This is a genomic window from Acinetobacter terrestris (genome assembly GCF_004331155.1).
Taxonomy (GTDB): Bacteria; Pseudomonadota; Gammaproteobacteria; order Pseudomonadales; family Moraxellaceae; genus Acinetobacter; species Acinetobacter terrestris.
In genome coordinates this window covers 26,045-44,279 of the sequence record NZ_SJNZ01000015.1, presented here as the reverse complement: position 1 = coordinate 44,279, position 18,235 = coordinate 26,045, and the positions used below count along the sequence as shown (strand labels likewise).

18 protein-coding genes are annotated in these 18,235 nt (G+C 39.9%); 12 read left to right on the top strand and 6 right to left on the bottom strand.

Translation table 11 applies throughout. The features are described from left to right. The first annotated feature begins 24 nt into the window (after positions 1–24). A complete protein-coding gene (locus E0H81_RS09900; RefSeq protein ID WP_131318622.1) occupies positions 25–639 on the top strand; it encodes a glutathione S-transferase family protein in 615 nt (204 codons plus the stop codon). Between the two features lie 105 nt (positions 640–744). Here the strand turns inward: E0H81_RS09900 and E0H81_RS09895 are convergent, their stop codons facing one another. After that, positions 745–2,352, bottom strand: coding sequence for a bifunctional 3-(3-hydroxy-phenyl)propionate/3-hydroxycinnamic acid hydroxylase (locus E0H81_RS09895; protein WP_131318563.1), 1,608 nt, complete (start codon positions 2,350–2,352; stop codon positions 745–747). A 354-nt stretch (positions 2,353–2,706) separates the two neighbouring features. Then, entirely contained in the window at positions 2,707–2,940 is a 234-nt protein-coding gene (locus E0H81_RS09890) for a hypothetical protein (RefSeq protein ID WP_131318561.1), read from the bottom strand. Positions 2,941–3,521: 581 nt separating this feature from the next. Between E0H81_RS09890 and E0H81_RS09885 the strand changes: the two genes are divergently transcribed. From E0H81_RS09885 to E0H81_RS09860, 6 genes are all read left to right on the top strand, one after another. After that, on the top strand, positions 3,522–4,541 hold the full coding sequence (locus E0H81_RS09885) for a CobW family GTP-binding protein (RefSeq protein WP_131318558.1): 1,020 nt from the start codon (positions 3,522–3,524) through the stop codon (positions 4,539–4,541). A 444-nt stretch (positions 4,542–4,985) separates the two neighbouring features. After that, on the top strand, positions 4,986–5,516 hold the full coding sequence (locus tag E0H81_RS09880; RefSeq protein ID WP_131318556.1) for a YaeQ family protein: 531 nt from the start codon (positions 4,986–4,988) through the stop codon (positions 5,514–5,516). Between the two features lie 85 nt (positions 5,517–5,601). Then, positions 5,602–6,225 (top strand): MgtC/SapB family protein, encoded by a 624-nt coding sequence (locus E0H81_RS09875; RefSeq protein WP_131318554.1) that lies wholly within the window; start codon positions 5,602–5,604, stop codon positions 6,223–6,225. A gap of 85 nt (positions 6,226–6,310) precedes the next feature. Further along, positions 6,311–6,649, top strand: a complete 339-nt coding sequence (locus E0H81_RS09870; protein ID WP_092818761.1) for an FKBP-type peptidyl-prolyl cis-trans isomerase — start codon at positions 6,311–6,313, stop codon at positions 6,647–6,649. 205 nt (positions 6,650–6,854) lie between these two features. Further along, positions 6,855–8,651, top strand: coding sequence for a sensor domain-containing diguanylate cyclase (locus E0H81_RS09865; RefSeq protein ID WP_131318552.1), 1,797 nt, complete (start codon positions 6,855–6,857; stop codon positions 8,649–8,651). Between the two features lie 260 nt (positions 8,652–8,911). Further along, positions 8,912–9,274 (top strand): hypothetical protein, encoded by a 363-nt coding sequence (locus tag E0H81_RS09860; RefSeq protein WP_378235486.1) that lies wholly within the window; start codon positions 8,912–8,914, stop codon positions 9,272–9,274. A gap of 466 nt (positions 9,275–9,740) precedes the next feature. On the opposite strand, the gene E0H81_RS09855 is transcribed toward E0H81_RS09860, so the two are convergent. Further along, positions 9,741–10,526, bottom strand: coding sequence for a crotonase/enoyl-CoA hydratase family protein (locus E0H81_RS09855; protein ID WP_131318548.1), 786 nt, complete (start codon positions 10,524–10,526; stop codon positions 9,741–9,743). 221 nt (positions 10,527–10,747) lie between these two features. On the opposite strand from E0H81_RS09855, the gene pnuC reads away from it, so the two are divergent. The 3 genes from pnuC (at position 10,748) to E0H81_RS09840 (ending at position 12,271) form a co-directional block, all read left to right on the top strand. Then, positions 10,748–11,332: a nicotinamide riboside transporter PnuC gene (gene pnuC / locus E0H81_RS09850; protein WP_131318546.1), complete on the top strand. Its 585-nt coding sequence runs from the start codon at positions 10,748–10,750 to the stop codon at positions 11,330–11,332. A 32-nt stretch (positions 11,333–11,364) separates the two neighbouring features. Continuing rightward, positions 11,365–11,640 carry a hypothetical protein gene (locus tag E0H81_RS09845; RefSeq protein ID WP_131268554.1) on the top strand — a complete coding sequence of 92 codons (276 nt, stop codon included), beginning with the start codon at positions 11,365–11,367 and terminating at the stop codon, positions 11,638–11,640. A gap of 133 nt (positions 11,641–11,773) precedes the next feature. Further along, a complete protein-coding gene (locus E0H81_RS09840) occupies positions 11,774–12,271 on the top strand; it encodes a DUF2505 family protein (RefSeq protein WP_131268552.1) in 498 nt (165 codons plus the stop codon). A gap of 45 nt (positions 12,272–12,316) precedes the next feature. On the opposite strand, the gene E0H81_RS09835 is transcribed toward E0H81_RS09840, so the two are convergent. Continuing rightward, complete coding sequence (locus E0H81_RS09835) at positions 12,317–13,657, bottom strand: MFS transporter (RefSeq protein WP_131318544.1); 1,341 nt, start codon at positions 13,655–13,657, stop codon at positions 12,317–12,319. A gap of 122 nt (positions 13,658–13,779) precedes the next feature. Beyond that, entirely contained in the window at positions 13,780–13,983 is a 204-nt protein-coding gene (locus E0H81_RS16220; RefSeq protein WP_131318542.1) for an amino acid transport protein, read from the bottom strand. 244 nt (positions 13,984–14,227) lie between these two features. Here E0H81_RS16220 and def point away from each other — a divergent pair, with 244 nt between their 5' ends. Continuing rightward, positions 14,228–14,707, top strand: coding sequence for a peptide deformylase (gene def, locus E0H81_RS09825; RefSeq protein ID WP_131318539.1), 480 nt, complete (start codon positions 14,228–14,230; stop codon positions 14,705–14,707). Between the two features lie 78 nt (positions 14,708–14,785). Next, positions 14,786–16,003 carry a GGDEF domain-containing protein gene (locus E0H81_RS09820; RefSeq protein WP_131268546.1) on the top strand — a complete coding sequence of 406 codons (1,218 nt, stop codon included), beginning with the start codon at positions 14,786–14,788 and terminating at the stop codon, positions 16,001–16,003. 345 nt (positions 16,004–16,348) lie between these two features. Here the strand turns inward: E0H81_RS09820 and dhaK are convergent, their stop codons facing one another. Continuing rightward, a complete protein-coding gene (dhaK, locus tag E0H81_RS09815) occupies positions 16,349–18,079 on the bottom strand; it encodes a dihydroxyacetone kinase subunit DhaK (RefSeq protein WP_131268544.1) in 1,731 nt (576 codons plus the stop codon). Positions 18,080–18,235: the final 156 nt, after the last annotated feature.

Sequence of the window (18,235 nt, the reverse complement as noted above, 5' to 3'; positions counted from 1 at the left end):
AACAAGATAGGTCGAAAAAAAATGATGAAGCTGTATAACAATGCCCAGTCTCGTGGCATGACTTTATTTCCATTATTAAAAGAGCTGGAGATTGAAGACCAGATTGAACAGATTCATATTCTTTATGAAAAAATGCATCAAGCCGAATATTTAAAGGTTAATCCGATGGGAAAAGTACCGTGTTTGGTCGATAAAGGTATCGTGATTTCTGAAGTTGCGGCCATATTTACCTATCTGGCCGATAAATATATGGAAAAAGGTTTGGCTCCGGCACTGGATGATCCCAAGCGTGGCGCATATTTGAAATGGCTGTTTTTTTGTCATGGTCCTTTGACTGAATATATGGATTTAAAAGGGCTTGGAGTATCGGATGAGCAAATTGAACAAAGAAAACGCAGCTTGACTTTTGGTCATGAAGAGAGCGTATTGGCATTTCTAAAAAATGGCATGCAACAAGCAAATCCGTACTTACTGGGTGAGAAAATTTCAGCAGCAGATTTGTATTTGGCTTATTGGTTGGTATTTGCAATTTCTTTTAAAATTTTACCGTATTTAGATGAATTTAAGCCGTTTATTCAGCTCATTGGAAGCCGGGATTCGATGAAAGATGTGCCGTGGTTTCAAAAAATAAATGCTTAATTCTTAATTCTTAATCTTAATGTTATTTGAACAGGGAAAAAAGGCAGAATAAAAAAGACCACGCTTTCGCGTGGTCAGACCTCTGAATAGGGTTCAGATTGTTTATTATTTTACATGGAGCTTTTTAAACAGCTGTTGGCTGATGTGGTCCAATGTTTGTGGAATCGCAAGCGCGGCCACAAAACGGTCAGGGCGTAGAATGACCACCGAATCCGAGGTTTTACCAAACCAGGTACGGATGTCGGTACCAATATCGCCAAGGGTAATCACGCCATCAAATTTCTTACGGTTTTGATTGCCAAATTGAACTTCAGGAATGATCTGAATAAATTTAACGCCTAAATTTTTCCAGACTTGCATGGTGGCATCTGAGAGTCCCCATTGTGGATCCACACCCCAGGCAATAATCGCAAAGTCGTTGCCAATCACATCATCGAGTAAAATTTTCTCGCCAGACTCAAGTTTCACATGCGGCTGGATAAACATCTTACCGACTGGCGATTCTTTTTTACCATCTGCAAGTAATGCACCATCATTATACTTCGGCATCGGTTTGAAACGCATTTCCAGCAAATACTGTTTAATCGGCTTGATGTAATTCAATGCGTAGGCAATACCGTCACGGACAAAACCTTGCCATTTCTTCGGTGGCGCAAGCACATGACCTGCCATTACAGAAAGATCAATCATCGCCTTGGCATGGTCTTTACGTTCAATTTGGTAAGAGTCCAACAAATCTGCAGTCGCTTTACCTTGTACCACCAGCGCAACTTTCCACGCCAGGTTGAAGGCATCACGCATACCGCTGTTATAACCCTGACCTTGCCATACCGGCATGATGTGCGCTGCGTCACCAGCCAGTAAAATCCGGTCGACCCGGAATTTATCGGCAATACGTGCATTATGCGTATAGACACGCTGACGAATCACATCAATATTTTCAGCATTCGGTAAAACTTTAGACAGCAATTTTGCGATATTTTCCGGTTTGCTTAACTCTTCCTGAGTTTCACCCGGCATGACCATGAATTCGAAACGACGAATGCCATGCGGAAGTGCCGCAGATACATATGGACGTACCGGGTCACAGCATAAGTAAATGTGTGGTGTGGCTAATGGATCATTTTCAATATCAATCACGATCCATTGATTCGGTGCAGTTTTACCATCAAAAGCAATGTTTAAAGTACGACGTACAATTGAGTTGCCGCCGTCACAGGCAATTAGATATTTTGCCTGAACCGTTTCTTGTTTCTGGTTTTTATCTTGAATCTTAAGCGTTACGCCATTTGCATCCTGGCTAAACTCATTCAGCTGACGTGAAAAAAGCACTTCAGTTTTTTGGTATTGTTTTAAACCTTGCAGCAAAACATTGTCGACCTGAGGTTGAATAAATGCATTACGACGTGAGAAACCAAATTCACGGGTAAGTGGCTGAATGTCTGCGAAACAGCGGCCTTTAGGGGTCAAGAAACGCATTGCATGGTTGGGCGTCGTATGCGGCAAGACTTGATCGACCAAACCAAGTGATTGAATGGTACGCAAAGATTCATCATCAATACCAATGGCGCGCGGGTAGTCAATCAAACTATCCAGCTGCTCGATAATAGTGACCTGAACACCTTGTTTGCTTAAATAGTTCGCAATCGTTAAACCAACAGGGCCTGCACCCAAGATTGCCACTTCAGTGGTGTAATTTGTTTTGTTGCTCATAGCGAATGTCCATTCAATCAATTCACATCTAAGGGTATTAACGGTGAAATTGAGGGTCTAAACAAGCTATGCCATAGTAGATATGTTGAATGAAAAGAAAACAGCTTAAATGATGTGAGTATTTTAAGATATTGAAAAATAATAAATATACAGATGTCTAACTATACGGTTTTTTAAATCAATGATCATTTTTTTCTATCATTCAAACTCATCTTTGTTAAAGTGAAAAAAGCTGAACTATTTAAATAGTTCAGCTTTCATTGCTAATTTAATTTCTAAATCATTCCTGTGCTGAGCTCAGGTGGAGTGAATGATTCAGCATTGGGTTTTACCGTGTTATTAGAAAAATTTATTTCACTTGGTCGATTGGGTGGACTTGGTTGTTTTGGTGGTTTTTTCTTCAGTAGTTTTGTCTGAAGCCGGTTGATTCGTCGTTGCTTGATCTGCAGAGCTATCAGCGCTGCTCGCTGGCTGTTCCTGAGTTGAAACAACTACTTTTTCTTCTTTGGTTTGTTTTTCAGTTGCAGCAAAGCTAGTTGCAGCAGCAAGGGTAAAAGTAGAAGCAAGTAATATTTGAGTTAATTTCATTTTGGCATCCTTTATTCTTTAAAAAGTTATTCGATCCATATTCATCATCACATAAATATGGACAGCGCTCATGCTAAAGAGCCTGGGGCGGGGGAGCAACCCAAGCAACAAAGTGAAACAGAACCGTTAACCTGAAAAATACAACCAAGCGCTCACTGTTTATTTACTGTAAGAAGTGGTCTAAAAACTGAAGAAAAAATGTATATGAATATTTCTATATCAGCTTTTTTAAAGGTTTATTGTTTACTAAGCATAAACAGAACCTGCCTGAATCATCATTCTCAAACCTTTATGCCTTGAGATTAAATGTAAATAAATCTTTCAAATGAGGCGCTGTATTTCCTCAATTTGGCCTTTTAATAAAGTAAAAATAAATGGTTGATACTGAGTTTAAATTTTATATTTAATTGAGTTAACTCAATAAATTTTAATAAAAGCGTTGTGTAGGTCTTTTTAAATAATGTGAATACGTTGCCATAGCTCAAGGAAGAAATTAAAGTGGAGCAATATGCAGATTTTTGAAGTGGATTGTGCTCACCACTGCATTGATTGATTTCTACCAAATGAATAGCGAGTAAGTTTTGAAACTGATTTCTCCCACGCAAGCTGTCCCTACGCATATCATTTCCGGATTTTTAGGCGCTGGAAAAACTACCTTGCTCAAGCATTTGCTCAGTCAAAAACCTGAAAATGAAGTTTGGGCAGTGTTGATGAACGAGTTTGGGCAAATCGGGGTAGATCAGCAGATGTTACCGCAAACCCAGGGCTATCAAGTCAAAGAGCTATTAGGCGGCTGTCTGTGCTGTAGCAGTCAATTACCGATGCAAATTGCCTTGTCGCGATTATTGTCTGAAACCAAACCGGACCGCTTATTTATCGAACCGACCGGTTTGGGACATCCCGCGCAATTACTGGAACAACTGACCGAACCGCATTGGCAACAGAGTATTGCCATGCGTGCTTTGGTGACCGTGGTGGATGGTTCACGTTTACATGATGCTGAATGGAGCAAGCAAAATCTGTATGCCGACCAGTTAAAAGCTGCGCAGATGATTGTGGTTTCTCATGCAGATACGATGGATTTTGCTGATGACCAGGCTTTAGCCGCATTAAAAATTGAATATCAAGCCTATCAACAAAGCTGGCTGATGAGTGGGAAAGAACAAATTTCCCTTCAACAAATTGATCAGCCTTATATAGGCACCGAACGCAAGATTCAACCCTTACTGAAAATTCAAAAAACATTTCCGTCAGGACAAAGTCAGCCTGAAATTAAACAGTTGCCTTATCACTATGTCGAGACCACGCAAGGCTATAGTGTGGCGGGCTGGAAATTACCCAAACGCTGGCAATTCGATTTTTATCCTTTACTGGATGTGCTTTGTGAACAAAAGAATTGGCTGCGGATTAAAGGAATTTTTAATACCAATCAGGGTTGGAAAACCTTTAATTTTAATCCGCAGCAATTTAACTATCAGTCTTCAGAAGAGGGCATTGATAACCGCATTGAAATCATTGTGCAAGATCAGCGAGACTGGCTAGTTTTTGAAACAGCACTGATGAACTGCCGCATAGATCAGGAGTATTCTAAAAAAGAATAATCAAACGCTGAAATGTTTGGTCAGGTGATTCAGCTGCTCATAAAGAACATAAAGAACATAAAGAACATAAAGAACATAAAGAACATAAAGCAAAGCCCTCATATGGGGGCTTTTTTATATTGGTGAATCAACGATTGAAGCGTCGTTTGCGGAGGGGGCGGGTTTAGTATGTGCTTTGCCTGCACATGGTCAATGTTTTTTCCCCATGTGCAATCACTATTGCCGCCATACAGTTGCCGATCAGGTGGGTATATGAAATATCAAACCAAGTCCAATATACAGAATTATGACCAATACCACTTGCAGCAAAGAGGTTTGTTTTAGCTTTTGCACTATAAAAGCTAATGGTGAATAGAATTAAGTATCCGTTATGCAAGAACTTAGCCAAACTGTTCTAAAGGCTTTAAATCAAGTATGCTAGGCGCCAAATTTGAGGACTCTTTTATGGCGCTTAAAGCAACGATTTATAAGGCTGATTTGAATATTGCCAATATGGATGATCATCAATATGCTGATTATCAACTGACCATGGCGCAACATCCATCTGAAACGATTGAGCGTTTGATGGTACGCATTTTGGCCTATGCGCGTTTTGCTGATGAAGCTTTAGAATTTACCAAAGATTTATTTGAAACCGATGAACCGGCTTTGTGGGAAAAAGACTTAACTGGTCAATTGGTCAAATGGATTGAAGTGGGTAGTCCAGATGAAGATAAAGTTAAAAAAGCCAGCGCGCGCTGCAAACAGGTCGCAGTAGTCACTTATGGTTCATCGGTAGATGAGTGGTACAAGCGCAACAGCAAATTAAAAACCTTAAAAAATGTGGAAGTGTGGAAGCTGTCTACAGCAACCACAGCTGCACTGCCACAATTATGCGAACGCACCATGCAGTTACAGTTAAACGTCATGGACGGTGAATGGACCTTGATTGGTGATCATGCGCAAGTTGTGGTTGAATGGGAACAGTTACAGTAAATATAAACGAGATGCAAGTTTAGGCTTGTATCCTGCTGCAAAAATTGCGTATATCTGGAGTATGAAAAATATACAAGGATAGGCAATGTACCATGAACTTTATGATTTATTGCTGGCTGTCGTGATCGGCGCGATTATTGGTGCAGAGCGTGAGTATCATAGCAAATCTGCCGGACTGCGTACCATGATTATGGTCAGTCTGAGTTCGTGTTTATTTACCATTATTTCCCTGAAAATAGGCGTAGCCAACCCTGACCGGCTGGCCGCCAATGTCCTGACAGGGCTGGGTTTTCTGGGGGCCGGCGTTATCCTGAAAGATGATAACCGCATTTCTGGAATTACCACTGCGACTACCATCTGGATGACAGCTGCACTCGGCATGGCAGTTGGTGCTGGCTATGAGCTCTTAAGTATTTGGGCCACTTTTATTGTCTTGGCGGTGCTGGTTTTACTGATGTATGTACAGCGCGGCATCGAATCTCTGAATCAGGAACGCAATTATGAAATCGTCTGTCCATTTGATGAAAATGATTCCAATCACTACGAAATGCTATTTAAGCGTTACAAGCTAAAAGTGGTGTATTCCTCACAAAAAAAAATTGATCAACAGATTTTGGGAAGCTGGATCCTGATGGGATCGGCTAAGAATCATCAAGAATTAACCCAGTATTTACTCAATGATAAGAATATTCAGGAACTCAGCTTTTAACCCATCAATGGCCCAGACTTAAAAAAACAGAGCAATCCGGTTTATACTGAGCTTTGAATTTTATGCTCCTCTCAGGTAAATAACCATGATCAACGAACTTGAAATTATTGATTTAAAAGTAGGCGAAGGTAAGGAAGCCGTTAAAGGTGCGCTGATTACCACACATTACACAGGCTGGCTGGAAGATGGAACCAAGTTTGATTCCTCTATTGACCGTGGCAATTACTTTGAAACCGTGATTGGGACTGGTCGAGTGATCAAGGGCTGGGATCAGGGCATTATGGGCATGAAAGTGGGCGGTAAACGTAAATTGTTGGTTCCTGCACATTTGGCTTATGGTGAACGGAAAATGGGCAAAATCATTCCTGCCAACTCAAACCTTATTTTTGAAATTGAATTATTTGACGTCAAAACACGTGATTAAAATTCATTAATCTCTGTTCAAAAAATATTCTGCAAGATACAGGGATAGATCTTGCAAATACATGAAAAATTATTTGAGTTTTATTTTTTTATCGCTACATTAAGAAAGAGGTAAACATAATTTAAGAGTGATTCACTTTTTGGATAAGATCCATAATTTAATATATTTTTTAAAGATTTTCCTGATCGCATGTATAGGTATATTCATGTGGCAAAAACACGCATGGGCACAATATGAGCTAGCCTCTGAGGCTTATTATTTACAACTAGAAGGCCTGAATCAAGTTGAGTTTACTGAAAACCGCACTGCTCCCTTAAAAGGATCATGGCAGTATTATTCTCAACAATTCATTATCAAACCCAGTTCAGTTTTAAAATCTGAAACGGTGACTTTACCCATTTCCTTTAAACAACTTACCGGCACCAATAAAAACTACGGCACATTTATTGGGCATTTTAAACTACCAAAACAATATATTGGACGCCGTATTGCCATTTTTCTTCCCAATCAATATGGTGCTTACCGTATGTATTTGAATGGCGACTTCATCTTGCGTTTAGGCGAAGTGGGAAAAGATAAAAACAGTCACCGAACAGAAAATGCACCTAAAATCGCTTATTTTGTCTCAAAACAAGAATATTTTACCCTGAGCATTCAAGCTTCCAATTTTAATCATTTGCATGGCGGTTTAGAAAATTCGATGCGGATTGGCATCGGTACCACCGTTACTCGCCAGTTTCAGCAGCTAATGATGAGCATTGGCTTAATATGTGGCGCAGTATTGGGGGTTGGTATATTTACCCTGATGTTTTCAGTTTTTCAGGGAAAAGTGGATCGGAGCAGTATCAGGGTATTTGTCTTTGGTATTTTTATCGTGTTCCTTGCTTTGCATAATTTATTTTCTGCACCTTATGCCTATACCACATTTACAAATTTAAGCTGGATTTGGGGGCTGCGCTTAGAATATCTGTTTACCTATTTTGCCATCGCTTTTTTTCTGACCTATATGTTTTTGCTCAATTGGCGTTATTTGCACCCAATTGTTTATTTTATTTCAATGTCGATATTTGTTGTTGATATTATTCTTACCCTATTTACTCAACCAGAAGTTTTTGAGCGTTTAGCATTTTATAGTTTTTTATTTAGCCCCGTGGTGTTGTTTAATTTTGCCTATGGTTTTTATTTAACCGTGAAATTGAAAGAACAATATTCGACCATTAATTTTTGGGCGGTGATTTTATTATGTAGCACTTTTCTGCATGACTTTTTACTGACACTTAATTTCATTGATTCATTTAACCTGTCCTTTATATCAACCAGCTTTTATGCTTTGCTGATTATGTTCCAACAGTCCAAAAATTATGCACAGCATATTCATCATGTTGAGCAGCTTAATAATAATTTACTCGAATTAAATAGTTCCTTAGATCAAAAAGTACAAGAGCGTACTTCGCAATTACATCAGTTAAATGAACAGTTAGAACACCAGATTCAAGTGGATGCACTGACCGGGGCATTTAACCGCCGTGCATTAAATGATGAAATTCAGCGTTTATTTACCCTGACAAAAAATCACAGCAATAGTACTTTGGCATTTGCCATGTTAGATGTAGATTATTTTAAAAATTATAATGATTACTACGGTCACTTGAAAGGTGACGTGATTTTGCAAGACTTAGTCAAGATTATACAACAGGCCTTGCCACCTTCAGCTTATGTGGCCCGCTATGGCGGGGAAGAGTTTGCAGTCATTCTGCATAATGTTCCCAGTGAAGTGGTGTTAAAGGTATTGCAGCAGGTGCTAAATGCAGTCAGACAGGCACAACTGGAACATGTAAATAGACCCGACCAAAAACAATATGTGACCTTAAGTATGGGAGTGGCGTGGATGGATCGAAATCATCCCTATGCTGATATTCATGAACTGATGAAGGCTGCCGATGTTCAGCTTTATGCCGCTAAAGGTGCCGGTCGGGACCAGTATCAAGCCCTTCGAGCTTAGCGCTGAAAACTAAAAAGACTGAATAAAACTCAAAATAGACTTTAACTTTAAACACATAATATTTTAAAAATTGTATGAATTTTATTCAAATTGTTTTATAAATATAAAAATAACAACTATTTACTCGTGAGAGTGACGCTATGATAAAAATACTTGTGTGGTTGTGTCTTTTCTTGGGGTGCATTGGGCTTTGGAAAATATTTTTAAAATTTTATATTAATCAACATTATCAGCAATTCAAAATCAAGCAGTTAGCCGATATGGATAAAACTGCCGCTATATCCACCAAGCCATTGTCAAACTATGAAGCACGTATCGATGAAGTAGAGGAATATGAACAGCAATTATTTGATGGGGTGTGCCAAATATTTTTTGAGCGCGAATTGACTGAACGAAATTTGAGTCAGGCGATTGTGGTTCAAGAAGATGTATTAAGAAAAATGCCAGCCAAAACCCAGACCCAGATTCGAAAGCTGGATTTAGGTGAATGGTCTATTTACTGGACCTTCTATGATCAGTCTTTGGAATATTATGTAGGACGTTACGGGGTGTTTTATACCCATGTCGACCGTTTCGGGGAAGAGCATAAATTTGAAATGAAAGATTTGCATAGTCATGCTTGATCAAAATGATGCACTTGAGTACCACATATTTTTAGCTAAAGGATAAAATGCTATATATCTCTGGCAGTATGCAGTTGTCTTAGAATGCGTTACTTCACCTGATCAGGATAGAGCAGGTCTTCATTCAGGTGATCCATTAAAATCACTCCTTCAAAATCGGCTAGCAATTCTTGGCTAAAATTTTAGCTTCATTTTCTGTAAATTGAATTTTAAATAGGGAATAGAACGCCATTTCCGAATACGGAAAATAGCTTGAATGTATTAAAATATTGTTCGATTAATACACTGCTTTAATCGAAAGAATCCCGACTTAACAAAATTTGACTACATGTCTTAAAAACAGTGCGCGCGTTCATCACTCTTTTCAAAATACAGGGTTAAAAATACCAGTTTTTACTGGATTTAGACGCTTCACTTTTAGATGACTAATTTTAAATTATTAGTTTTTAAGTTATTGGTTTTTAAATCATTGACCTTTAAATTCGGGTGCACGCCGTTGCAGCATTGCCATGACACCCTCCTGTACATCTTGAGTATTTAACAGTGGGCTGAGGTGTTGTTGTAAATTGGAAAATGCGGTTTCTGCCCCATGTTCAGCGGCTTCTTTGGCAGAGGCAAGCGTGGCCTGTACCGCGAGTGGCGCGGCTTGTGCAATACGCTCCGCCAGTTCAATCGCTCGGTTAAGTGGTGCTTCACGGGTGATTTCATTGATCAGGTTTAAGTCGAGTGCCGTTTGTGCATCGAAGGTATCTCCAGTGAGTAAGTAGCGCATGGCTTTAGACCAGCCCGCCGCCTGTACAAAACGCACCGTTGCACCACCAAAAGGTAAAATACCGCGCTGAACTTCCATTTGTGCAAACTGGCTATTGTCCTGTGCAATTACGATATCGGCATTCAGCATCAACTCGATACCTGCGGTATAGCAAAAGCCCTGTACCGCAACAATGACCGGCTTTTTTCGCTGACGTCCGCTGGTTCCCCATGGATTGATCTGATGTTCATCGTAGCTAAATATGCCACTGCTCAATTTGGGTTGTAACTCAACCAGATCCAGGCCTGCAGTAAAGTGATCGCCATGAGCGAAGATCACAGCACAGCGTAATTCTGGATGGTCTTCATATTCGGTTAAGGCCAGTGATAAGTCATGAATCAGATGGCTATCAAAGGCATTTCTTTTTGTCGCCCGGTCGAGTCCAATCAACAACAGCGACCCACGGATTTCCCGGCTGACTTTTCCTTGTTGTTGTGACATTTTTACTCTCCTGGCGTAATTAATTTTTATACTTCTAAACGAGCGTTAGAAAACTGTCAAATCTGGGCAGGCTACTTTTTAATTTGTATTGAAGTGACAGATCATAGTTCTAAAAAGTTGTGGCATCCGTCAGATTGAGGGACTGAATTGATATAATTTATCTTGCGTTCAGCGCTATTTTTTCCATAATAGCAGCACTGTTTACCTACCTGTTTATTGCTATGTCACCTTTAGAAATTGTTGCGGTCATTATCAGTCTTATTGGGGTGACATTGACCATTAAACGAAATATGTGGTGTTGGTGGTTTAACTTCGCAGCCTTTGTTTTATATGCTTATTTATTTTATGAATTTAAGCTGTATGGAGAAACCATCTTGCAGTTCTTTTTTATGGGGGTGAACTTTTATGGTTTCTATCACTGGCTGAAGGGCAAACAGCAAGATCATGAAATCCGGATTGAACCGATTGCCAGTAAAATCGTGATTTTCCAGATGCTACTTGCAGCAGTGGGCGGTTTGATTTTCGGTTTAACTTTAAAACATTTTACCGATGCGGCCGTGCCGATGCTGGATTCACAATTGGCGGCTTTCAGTTTACTGGCCACCTATTGGACGAGCCGTAAACATATTGCGACTTGGATCTTGTGGGTTTTTGTCGATATCATTTATGTGGGCATGTTTATTTATAAAGATTTATTTCTGACTGCAGGTTTGTATGCCGCTTTTGTCGGTCTGGCTGCTTTTGGCTGGTGGCAGTGGGAACAAGTGAAAAAGAAACAGGCAATCACGCATTTTAAGGGTGTATAAAGATATTTTATAGCGCACTTGGATTGATTGCTATGCTGATTGATTTCGTTCAACATCAATTAAAGCAATTTGATGAAATGGCATCACGGATTCAAGCTGCGCCTGAAGACTATATCAACTTCGATTCAGTCTCAGATTTTTATAAAGCCGAGTGGCTAAATGATTTTCCCAAAGGCAGCATATGGACAGCGACAGGCTTGGATGATGGTGCTGAACAATTCTATGCAATCATTGAATATAGAAACCATTTCCTCAGTATTTCCTGCTGCGAGAAAATTGAAATACGCTGTGGCGTATATGATCAATAGTTCGCTCTATGCGGTCAATGACAGCTTCACTAAAATTCAATTAAATAAACAGCGACCAAATGCACTAGATTAGTGATCATCGAATGGTTTATAAGTATTCAAAACCACCAATAAAAAAATAAAGGATAGAGAGATGGCACATCGTTTTACTGTAAATTCTACAATTCAGGGAGTTTCGATTGATGAATTTAAACGAATTGCATCAAATACAGCTTTGCACGAAGCCGTGTGTAGACGTATACCCGGTGAAAAATTAGAAATTATTGAATCTAAAATTCAGGGCAATACCTATACTTTACGCCGTGCCTATAATTTGGATGTAAAAATTCCGGATATTGCCAAAAAACTGCTTAAAGATGCATTTCGTTTAAAACGTACCGATATCACCAATTTAGAAGCTTTAACTTCGACCATAGAATTAGGTGCAAATCTGCCTTTGCAAGCGAACTGTGAACGTTTCGTGACAGGGGATGATAAGCAAATTCATATCACCTTAAATTGGCAGGTTCAGATTAAGGTCCCGTTGGTTGCGGGTATGCTAGAAAAGCATGCTGAAGGGGAAATTCGTAAATTCAGTGATGTGGAAATCCAGATTGTTGAAGATGAATTAAAGAAAAACCTCTCTGCTTGATGATGATAAAAAGCCCTTTGAGTAAAGGGCTTTTTTTATGAATGATTAATCTTTTATGCTGTTCTGCGCTGTAGAAATTGCAGATACTGCTAAATCCTGTTTTTCAAATTTGGCTCTATACAGCATCGCAGTAAAGAACGAGACCAAGCACACCACCCAAATGTAATACATTGCACCAATATTGCTATATAAGCTTAACCATTGCACTAAGGGCAAAGTAATACCGCCGGCTATGGCATAGGCAACATTATAGGAAAATGAAATGCCCGAGAAGCGGATTTGCGCTGGGAACATTTTCACCATACTGTAAGACACCATGCCTACCGTCCCTGAAAATAATCCAAGCAACATGTACAGCATGAACACGGTGGATGGAGCGACATGTCCTAAGCTGTTATAAAAAACGCCTGCAATGATCGCGACAGCAAGCGAGCCGAATAAAATCACTTTGCCTGCGCCAAAACGGTCAGCGAGAAGTCCTGCCAGAATACAACCCAGCATTTGCATGACAATTGCGGCACTTTGCATTTTAAAGGCATCGGCACGTTCAAAACCAAAAGCACCCACCAACAGGTTTGGCATCGCTAAAATCAGTACCACCACACAGCCAGTCAGGAACCAGGTAAATAACATCCCAATCACGACAGCCATTTTATGTTCTGCTAAAACCTGTTTTACCGGCATTTCTTTAGACAGTTCTTTACGGGCCTGCATTGCCTTAAATACAGGGGTTTCTTTTAAATAGCTACGCAAATACAGGGCGACTAAACCAAAAATACCACCGGCAATAAAGGGAACGCGCCACGCCCAGTCATGAATTTCTGTTTCTGAAAATTTGATGGAAATAAACAAGGACATCAATGCACCGAGCAATATCCCTAAAGATAGACCTGCGGTGAGCAAGCCGTTGGCAAAACCAATTTTCTTCGCGGGCACATGCTCAGAAACGAAAGTCCAGGCCGCAGGAATTTCTCCACCAATGGCAATACCTTGGACTACGCGCATCAGCAATAACAATAATGGTGCGGCATAACCAATGCTTTCAAAGGTCGGCATCACACCAATCATTAAGGTCGGCAGCGCCATCAGTAAAATGGACAGGCTGAATAAACGTTTACGTCCAATCATGTCACCAAAATGTGCCATGACCACGCCACCGAGTGGGCGGAAGAAGTAACCTGCGGCAAAAATACCGTAGGTGTTCAGCATCGCCCAAAAGGGACTTAAGCCAGTTGGGAAAAACAGTTCAGAAATGATTTTGGCATAAAAGACATAAATGACAAAGTCATAGAATTCGAGTGCACCACCGAGAGAGGAAAGCCCAAGGGTGCGTTTATCTTCACTGCTTAGACGTGCAGGCGCTTCCGTGCTGGTTGTATTGGTCATCGCATGTACAAATAGTGGTAAAGTTTTGATTTTAATCAATTGCTATCTATATAAAAAATTAATCTTTCTTTTGAGTGCAACAACTTAAATTTATGAATAAGCACGCGTGATCCGTGTGGATATTAGAGCCTTACAAAGTAAGGTAAAAGAGACAAAATGATGCCAATTGTTGTGAGCATCGCGGTATTTTCCACAAAATAGGGAAAGATCATCAGGACCAAGCCACACAGCAAGGGCACAGTAACTTTCTGCTTTTTTCCATACAGGAAATAGCCTAAGCCTATGGAACTAAAAAGAACACCAAGAAGGAGTTGGGCTGTGGTCATTATTTTATATTTATAAAGGATTTAAGCTGATTATAACCAGGTAAAATTAAAATGGGCTTAAAAGATTGGCTTAAGGGTCACTAGTCCCAATTTGCAGGAAAGGTGAAATACAAAGATTAAAATTGCATAGGATAGATCTGTTTTTTAGCGTTAAAATTTATGCAGAATTTGTGATTTAAAACATTTGTGATTAAAAAAATAGATTTAACTTTATATCCAAGATATCCAAACCTGGGAAGAACTTATGAGTACTATTTTAGCTGTAGCCCAGCATGGCGAAACTATTTTGACCTTAGCCGCGGCTGAAGTGGCCAAATCTGAGCTGAACAGTGAATGGTTAAATCAACTTGTTGAAGCCATGCATGACACCATGACGGAACGTAATGGTGTAGGTATTGCTGCCCCTCAGGTTTATGTTTCTAAACGGGTGATTATTGTCGCTTCACGTCCTAACCTGCGTTATCCCGATGCGCCTGAAATGGATACAGTGGTGATGGTCAACCCTGAAATTTTAGAAAAATCTGAAGCAACTGTTCTGGGTGAAGAGGGCTGTTTAAGTGTTCCCGATGAGCGTGGACAAGTGGCTAGGGCGGAAACGATTAAAGTGCGTTATTTAACACTGCAAGGTGAACAAGTGGAAACGATCTATACAGGTTTTCCTGCAAGGATTGTGCAACATGAAGTCGATCATTTGGATGGAATACTGTTTATTCAGCGAATATAAATCTCAATTGTTTGATTTTTGTGCTATAAATATAAGGCAATAAAAAACTTAGAAATTATAAATATAGTAATTAAGTCTATGAACTTGTTTAAAAAAATATATGCACTGGTTTTGCATTATTGGGGCAGATTTAGGTTTCATATCCATGAATCAGATAATTTAATTATTAACTGGCCTAATTTTGATAAAGGGGTTTTACTCCTGATTTTTGGCGCGTTATGTCAAGTCAGTGCGATTAAATGGTATCTGTTCAGTTATTTCTCGGAAGAGGATAGAGTCTGGATTAATCCTGACTTTTTCTTGATCCGTATTGGCAGTGTATTGGTGACTTTAACCATTTTTGTCGTCATGATTGCGGTTAGCTTCAGATATAAAAGAAATAGAAAGTTCCGTAAATTTATTTCTTATTTTTCACCGATGTTTTTTGGTGGTGCCATGATTTATGCGGGCTATACCATCGGGATTTATAGTCCTGCGACTATTGCCGGTTTTGTTAATATCGTCCTGATTGGTCTGGTCTTTTATTCACGAAAAATTATTTATAGTATTGCGATTCCCGCTCTTATTTTTACCATCGTTATTAGTTACTTAACTTTTAACGGGGTGATTCGTTATGCGCCTTTGTTTAGTGACGCACTGACAAATGGTGAGTTTTATCATAATGAATTCTGGATCGGAAGTATGGCGGAAGTCTATCTGCCGATCTTGCTGGTTTCGATTTTGTTTTTTGAAATTTTACTTTCGCAATGGCGTCGACGTGAAAGAAACATTAAAAGAATGAGCCAAACCGATGTCCTGACCAACGTATTTAACCGCCGTTATATTGGCGAACAACTCAGCGCTTTAGAACGCAAGAAAAAAACCGCTTATGCGGTCATTTTACTGGATCTGGATCATTTTAAACTCATCAATGACCAATATGGTCATGAAGTTGGAGATATCGTTTTGCAACGGGTTGCAGCAATTTTGTCTGCCACGACACGGGAACAGGATATCGTTGGGCGTTTTGGTGGCGAAGAGTTTATCCTGATTTTAAAAGAACAAAATTTACAGCAAGCGATCGAGATTGCAGAACGTTGTCGTAAAATAATTGAGCAGGAAGAAATTCAGTTAGAAACAAAAGAGATTTTGAAAATGAGTGCAAGTTTTGGGGTAGCACTTTCTCAAAGCACTTTAAATAAAGAACAGACCATTCGTCTAGCTGATCGGGCTTTATATCTGGCTAAACGGCAGGGCAGAAATCAGGTCCGAAATTATCTGGAATTGGTGAATCATACCCCTTCACCGATTTATTGATTGGGAATGTTGTTTGAGTTCATCGATAGAGATATTCGGGTTTATAAGGTGTTCTTTAGCTGATTTCTAAATAGTTATTTAAAATTAAAAAATCCTTCTAGGTCTTTCTTGCATTAGGTTTTAAAGCAATCGCCGTCATCAAATTTTAGGTTTAGCATTTTGTCGGCAGAACCCTTTGTTAAATTTCATTGTGGATTTTATTATCTTGCTATGAATTTGAACCTTGAGTGTGACGATGGATCTACAGATTATAAATAAAGGCTTAGAATTCGAGCATAGGGCATTATTTTGGAATAAAAAAGCACCGAATTAATCCGATGCTTTTTGGATATTATCTTATAGTGACTACTTAATATGTTCCGCAATATCGCTAAAGATCACACCTAAACCATGCGCCCCTGCATCAGGGTAACCTAAGCTTCGGTCACCGACTGTGCCTGCACGACCCATGCGTGCAACGATGTCTTTGGTCGATTCCGCACCTTGAACAGCAGCCTGTGCGCCTAATACAAAGTTTTCTTTAAATTTTTTATCTGTGTTTGTTGACCATGCATCGGCACAAGGAACCAATGCATCGATTAATGTCTTATCGCCAACCACAGCACCTCGCCCAAATGAACGCTCACCTGTAATTTGAATACCTTTCACTGCGTCTTGCAGCATTGTGGCAAAGTCGGCAACGGATAGAGTTGCTTTGTCTTTAATTGACTTACTAGCGGCACGGAAAGCTGAACCCCAAATCGGGCCTGAAGCACCACCACAATGTTCCATAATGATGATTGAGCAGTTCAACAAGAATTCATCCATGTGTTGATATTGCACAAGCGCGTCCCATTGACGTTTAAGCTGTTTAAAGCCTTTGGCCACACTCATCCCAAAGTCGCCATCACCTGCATGGGCATCGAGTTCACAAAATGGCACTTCATTTTTAATGATGCATGCACTCATCACATCGATTACATAGCGCATATTTTCAATCGTAAATTGTTCATTCACAATTTCGGCATGTTCTGCATGTGTTTCAATATCTACATTTAATGTACCTTCCACCTTTGAATTGTCTCTTGCAAATTCAATGGGAAGGGTGGCCGAACCATCCATTTTAAAAGCAGGGGTGTTGGCAGGTGCATCTAAATAGCTTTTCAGTTCATCGTCCAAAGCAAGTAACGAAACGGATGCACCCGCCATATCGATACTGGTCATATAGTTACCGACAAAGGTACGGTAAATTTGAATTCCTTTTTTCACTAACTGTTGGCACACGTCTTGGTTGAACAGATACAGTTCTTGTGTTGGGGTTGCACCAAAACCATTAATGAGCACTGCAACTTCGCTTAAATCAGGACGATCGAGGAACAGGTCATCGACAATGCGCTGCGCTAATTCATTCGATGACAGGATTTTTTCACGGCGAATACCTGGTTCACCGTGAATGCCCACGCCATATTCCATTTCATCATCAGCCAAGGTAAAGGTGGGGGTTCCTTTGGCAGGCACGGTACATGAGTTAAAGGCAAAGCCTAAGCTGGTGACATTGTTCGCAGCTTTTTGTGCGATTTCTTTGACGCGCACTAAGTCATAGCCTTTTGATGCGGCTGCACCAGCGATTTTATGGACAAATACCGTACCGGCAACACCACGACGGCCTACAGTGTATAAGCTGTCTTTGACTGCAATATCATCGGCAACTTTGACGTAATCCACTTGAATGCCATCATCGACAGCAAGCGCAGCGCCATTCTGGAAATTCATCATATCACCAGAATAGTTTTTAATAATCATCAGTACGCCTTTGTCAGAAGCAACTTGCTGCAAAGCTTTATAGACTTGAATTTGAGAAGGGGAAGCAAATACATCGCCGCAAACCGCAGCATCCAGCATGCCTTGTCCCACAAAGCCAGCATGTGCTGGTTCATGACCGCTACCACCGCCACTGATTAAAGCCACGTTTTGGTGTTTTTCTTTACGTGAAATAATTTTAGATGATTCATTGAATGCGAGTTCAGGGTGTGCCAGGACAAAACCTTTACACATTTCGACAACGATGTTTTCAGCACCGTTCATTAATTTTTTCATTGAAACACCAACGAGCATGTATAGGGGAGAAGAATAAATATTTCGTATTATATAATCATTTAGTCTGATAAAGCTTATCTAAAAAATAAGGTTTTAAGCTGTTAAAAAACGGATTTCTGGTTGATGGGTGGCTAAAAGTACCTCTCCCTATGGGAG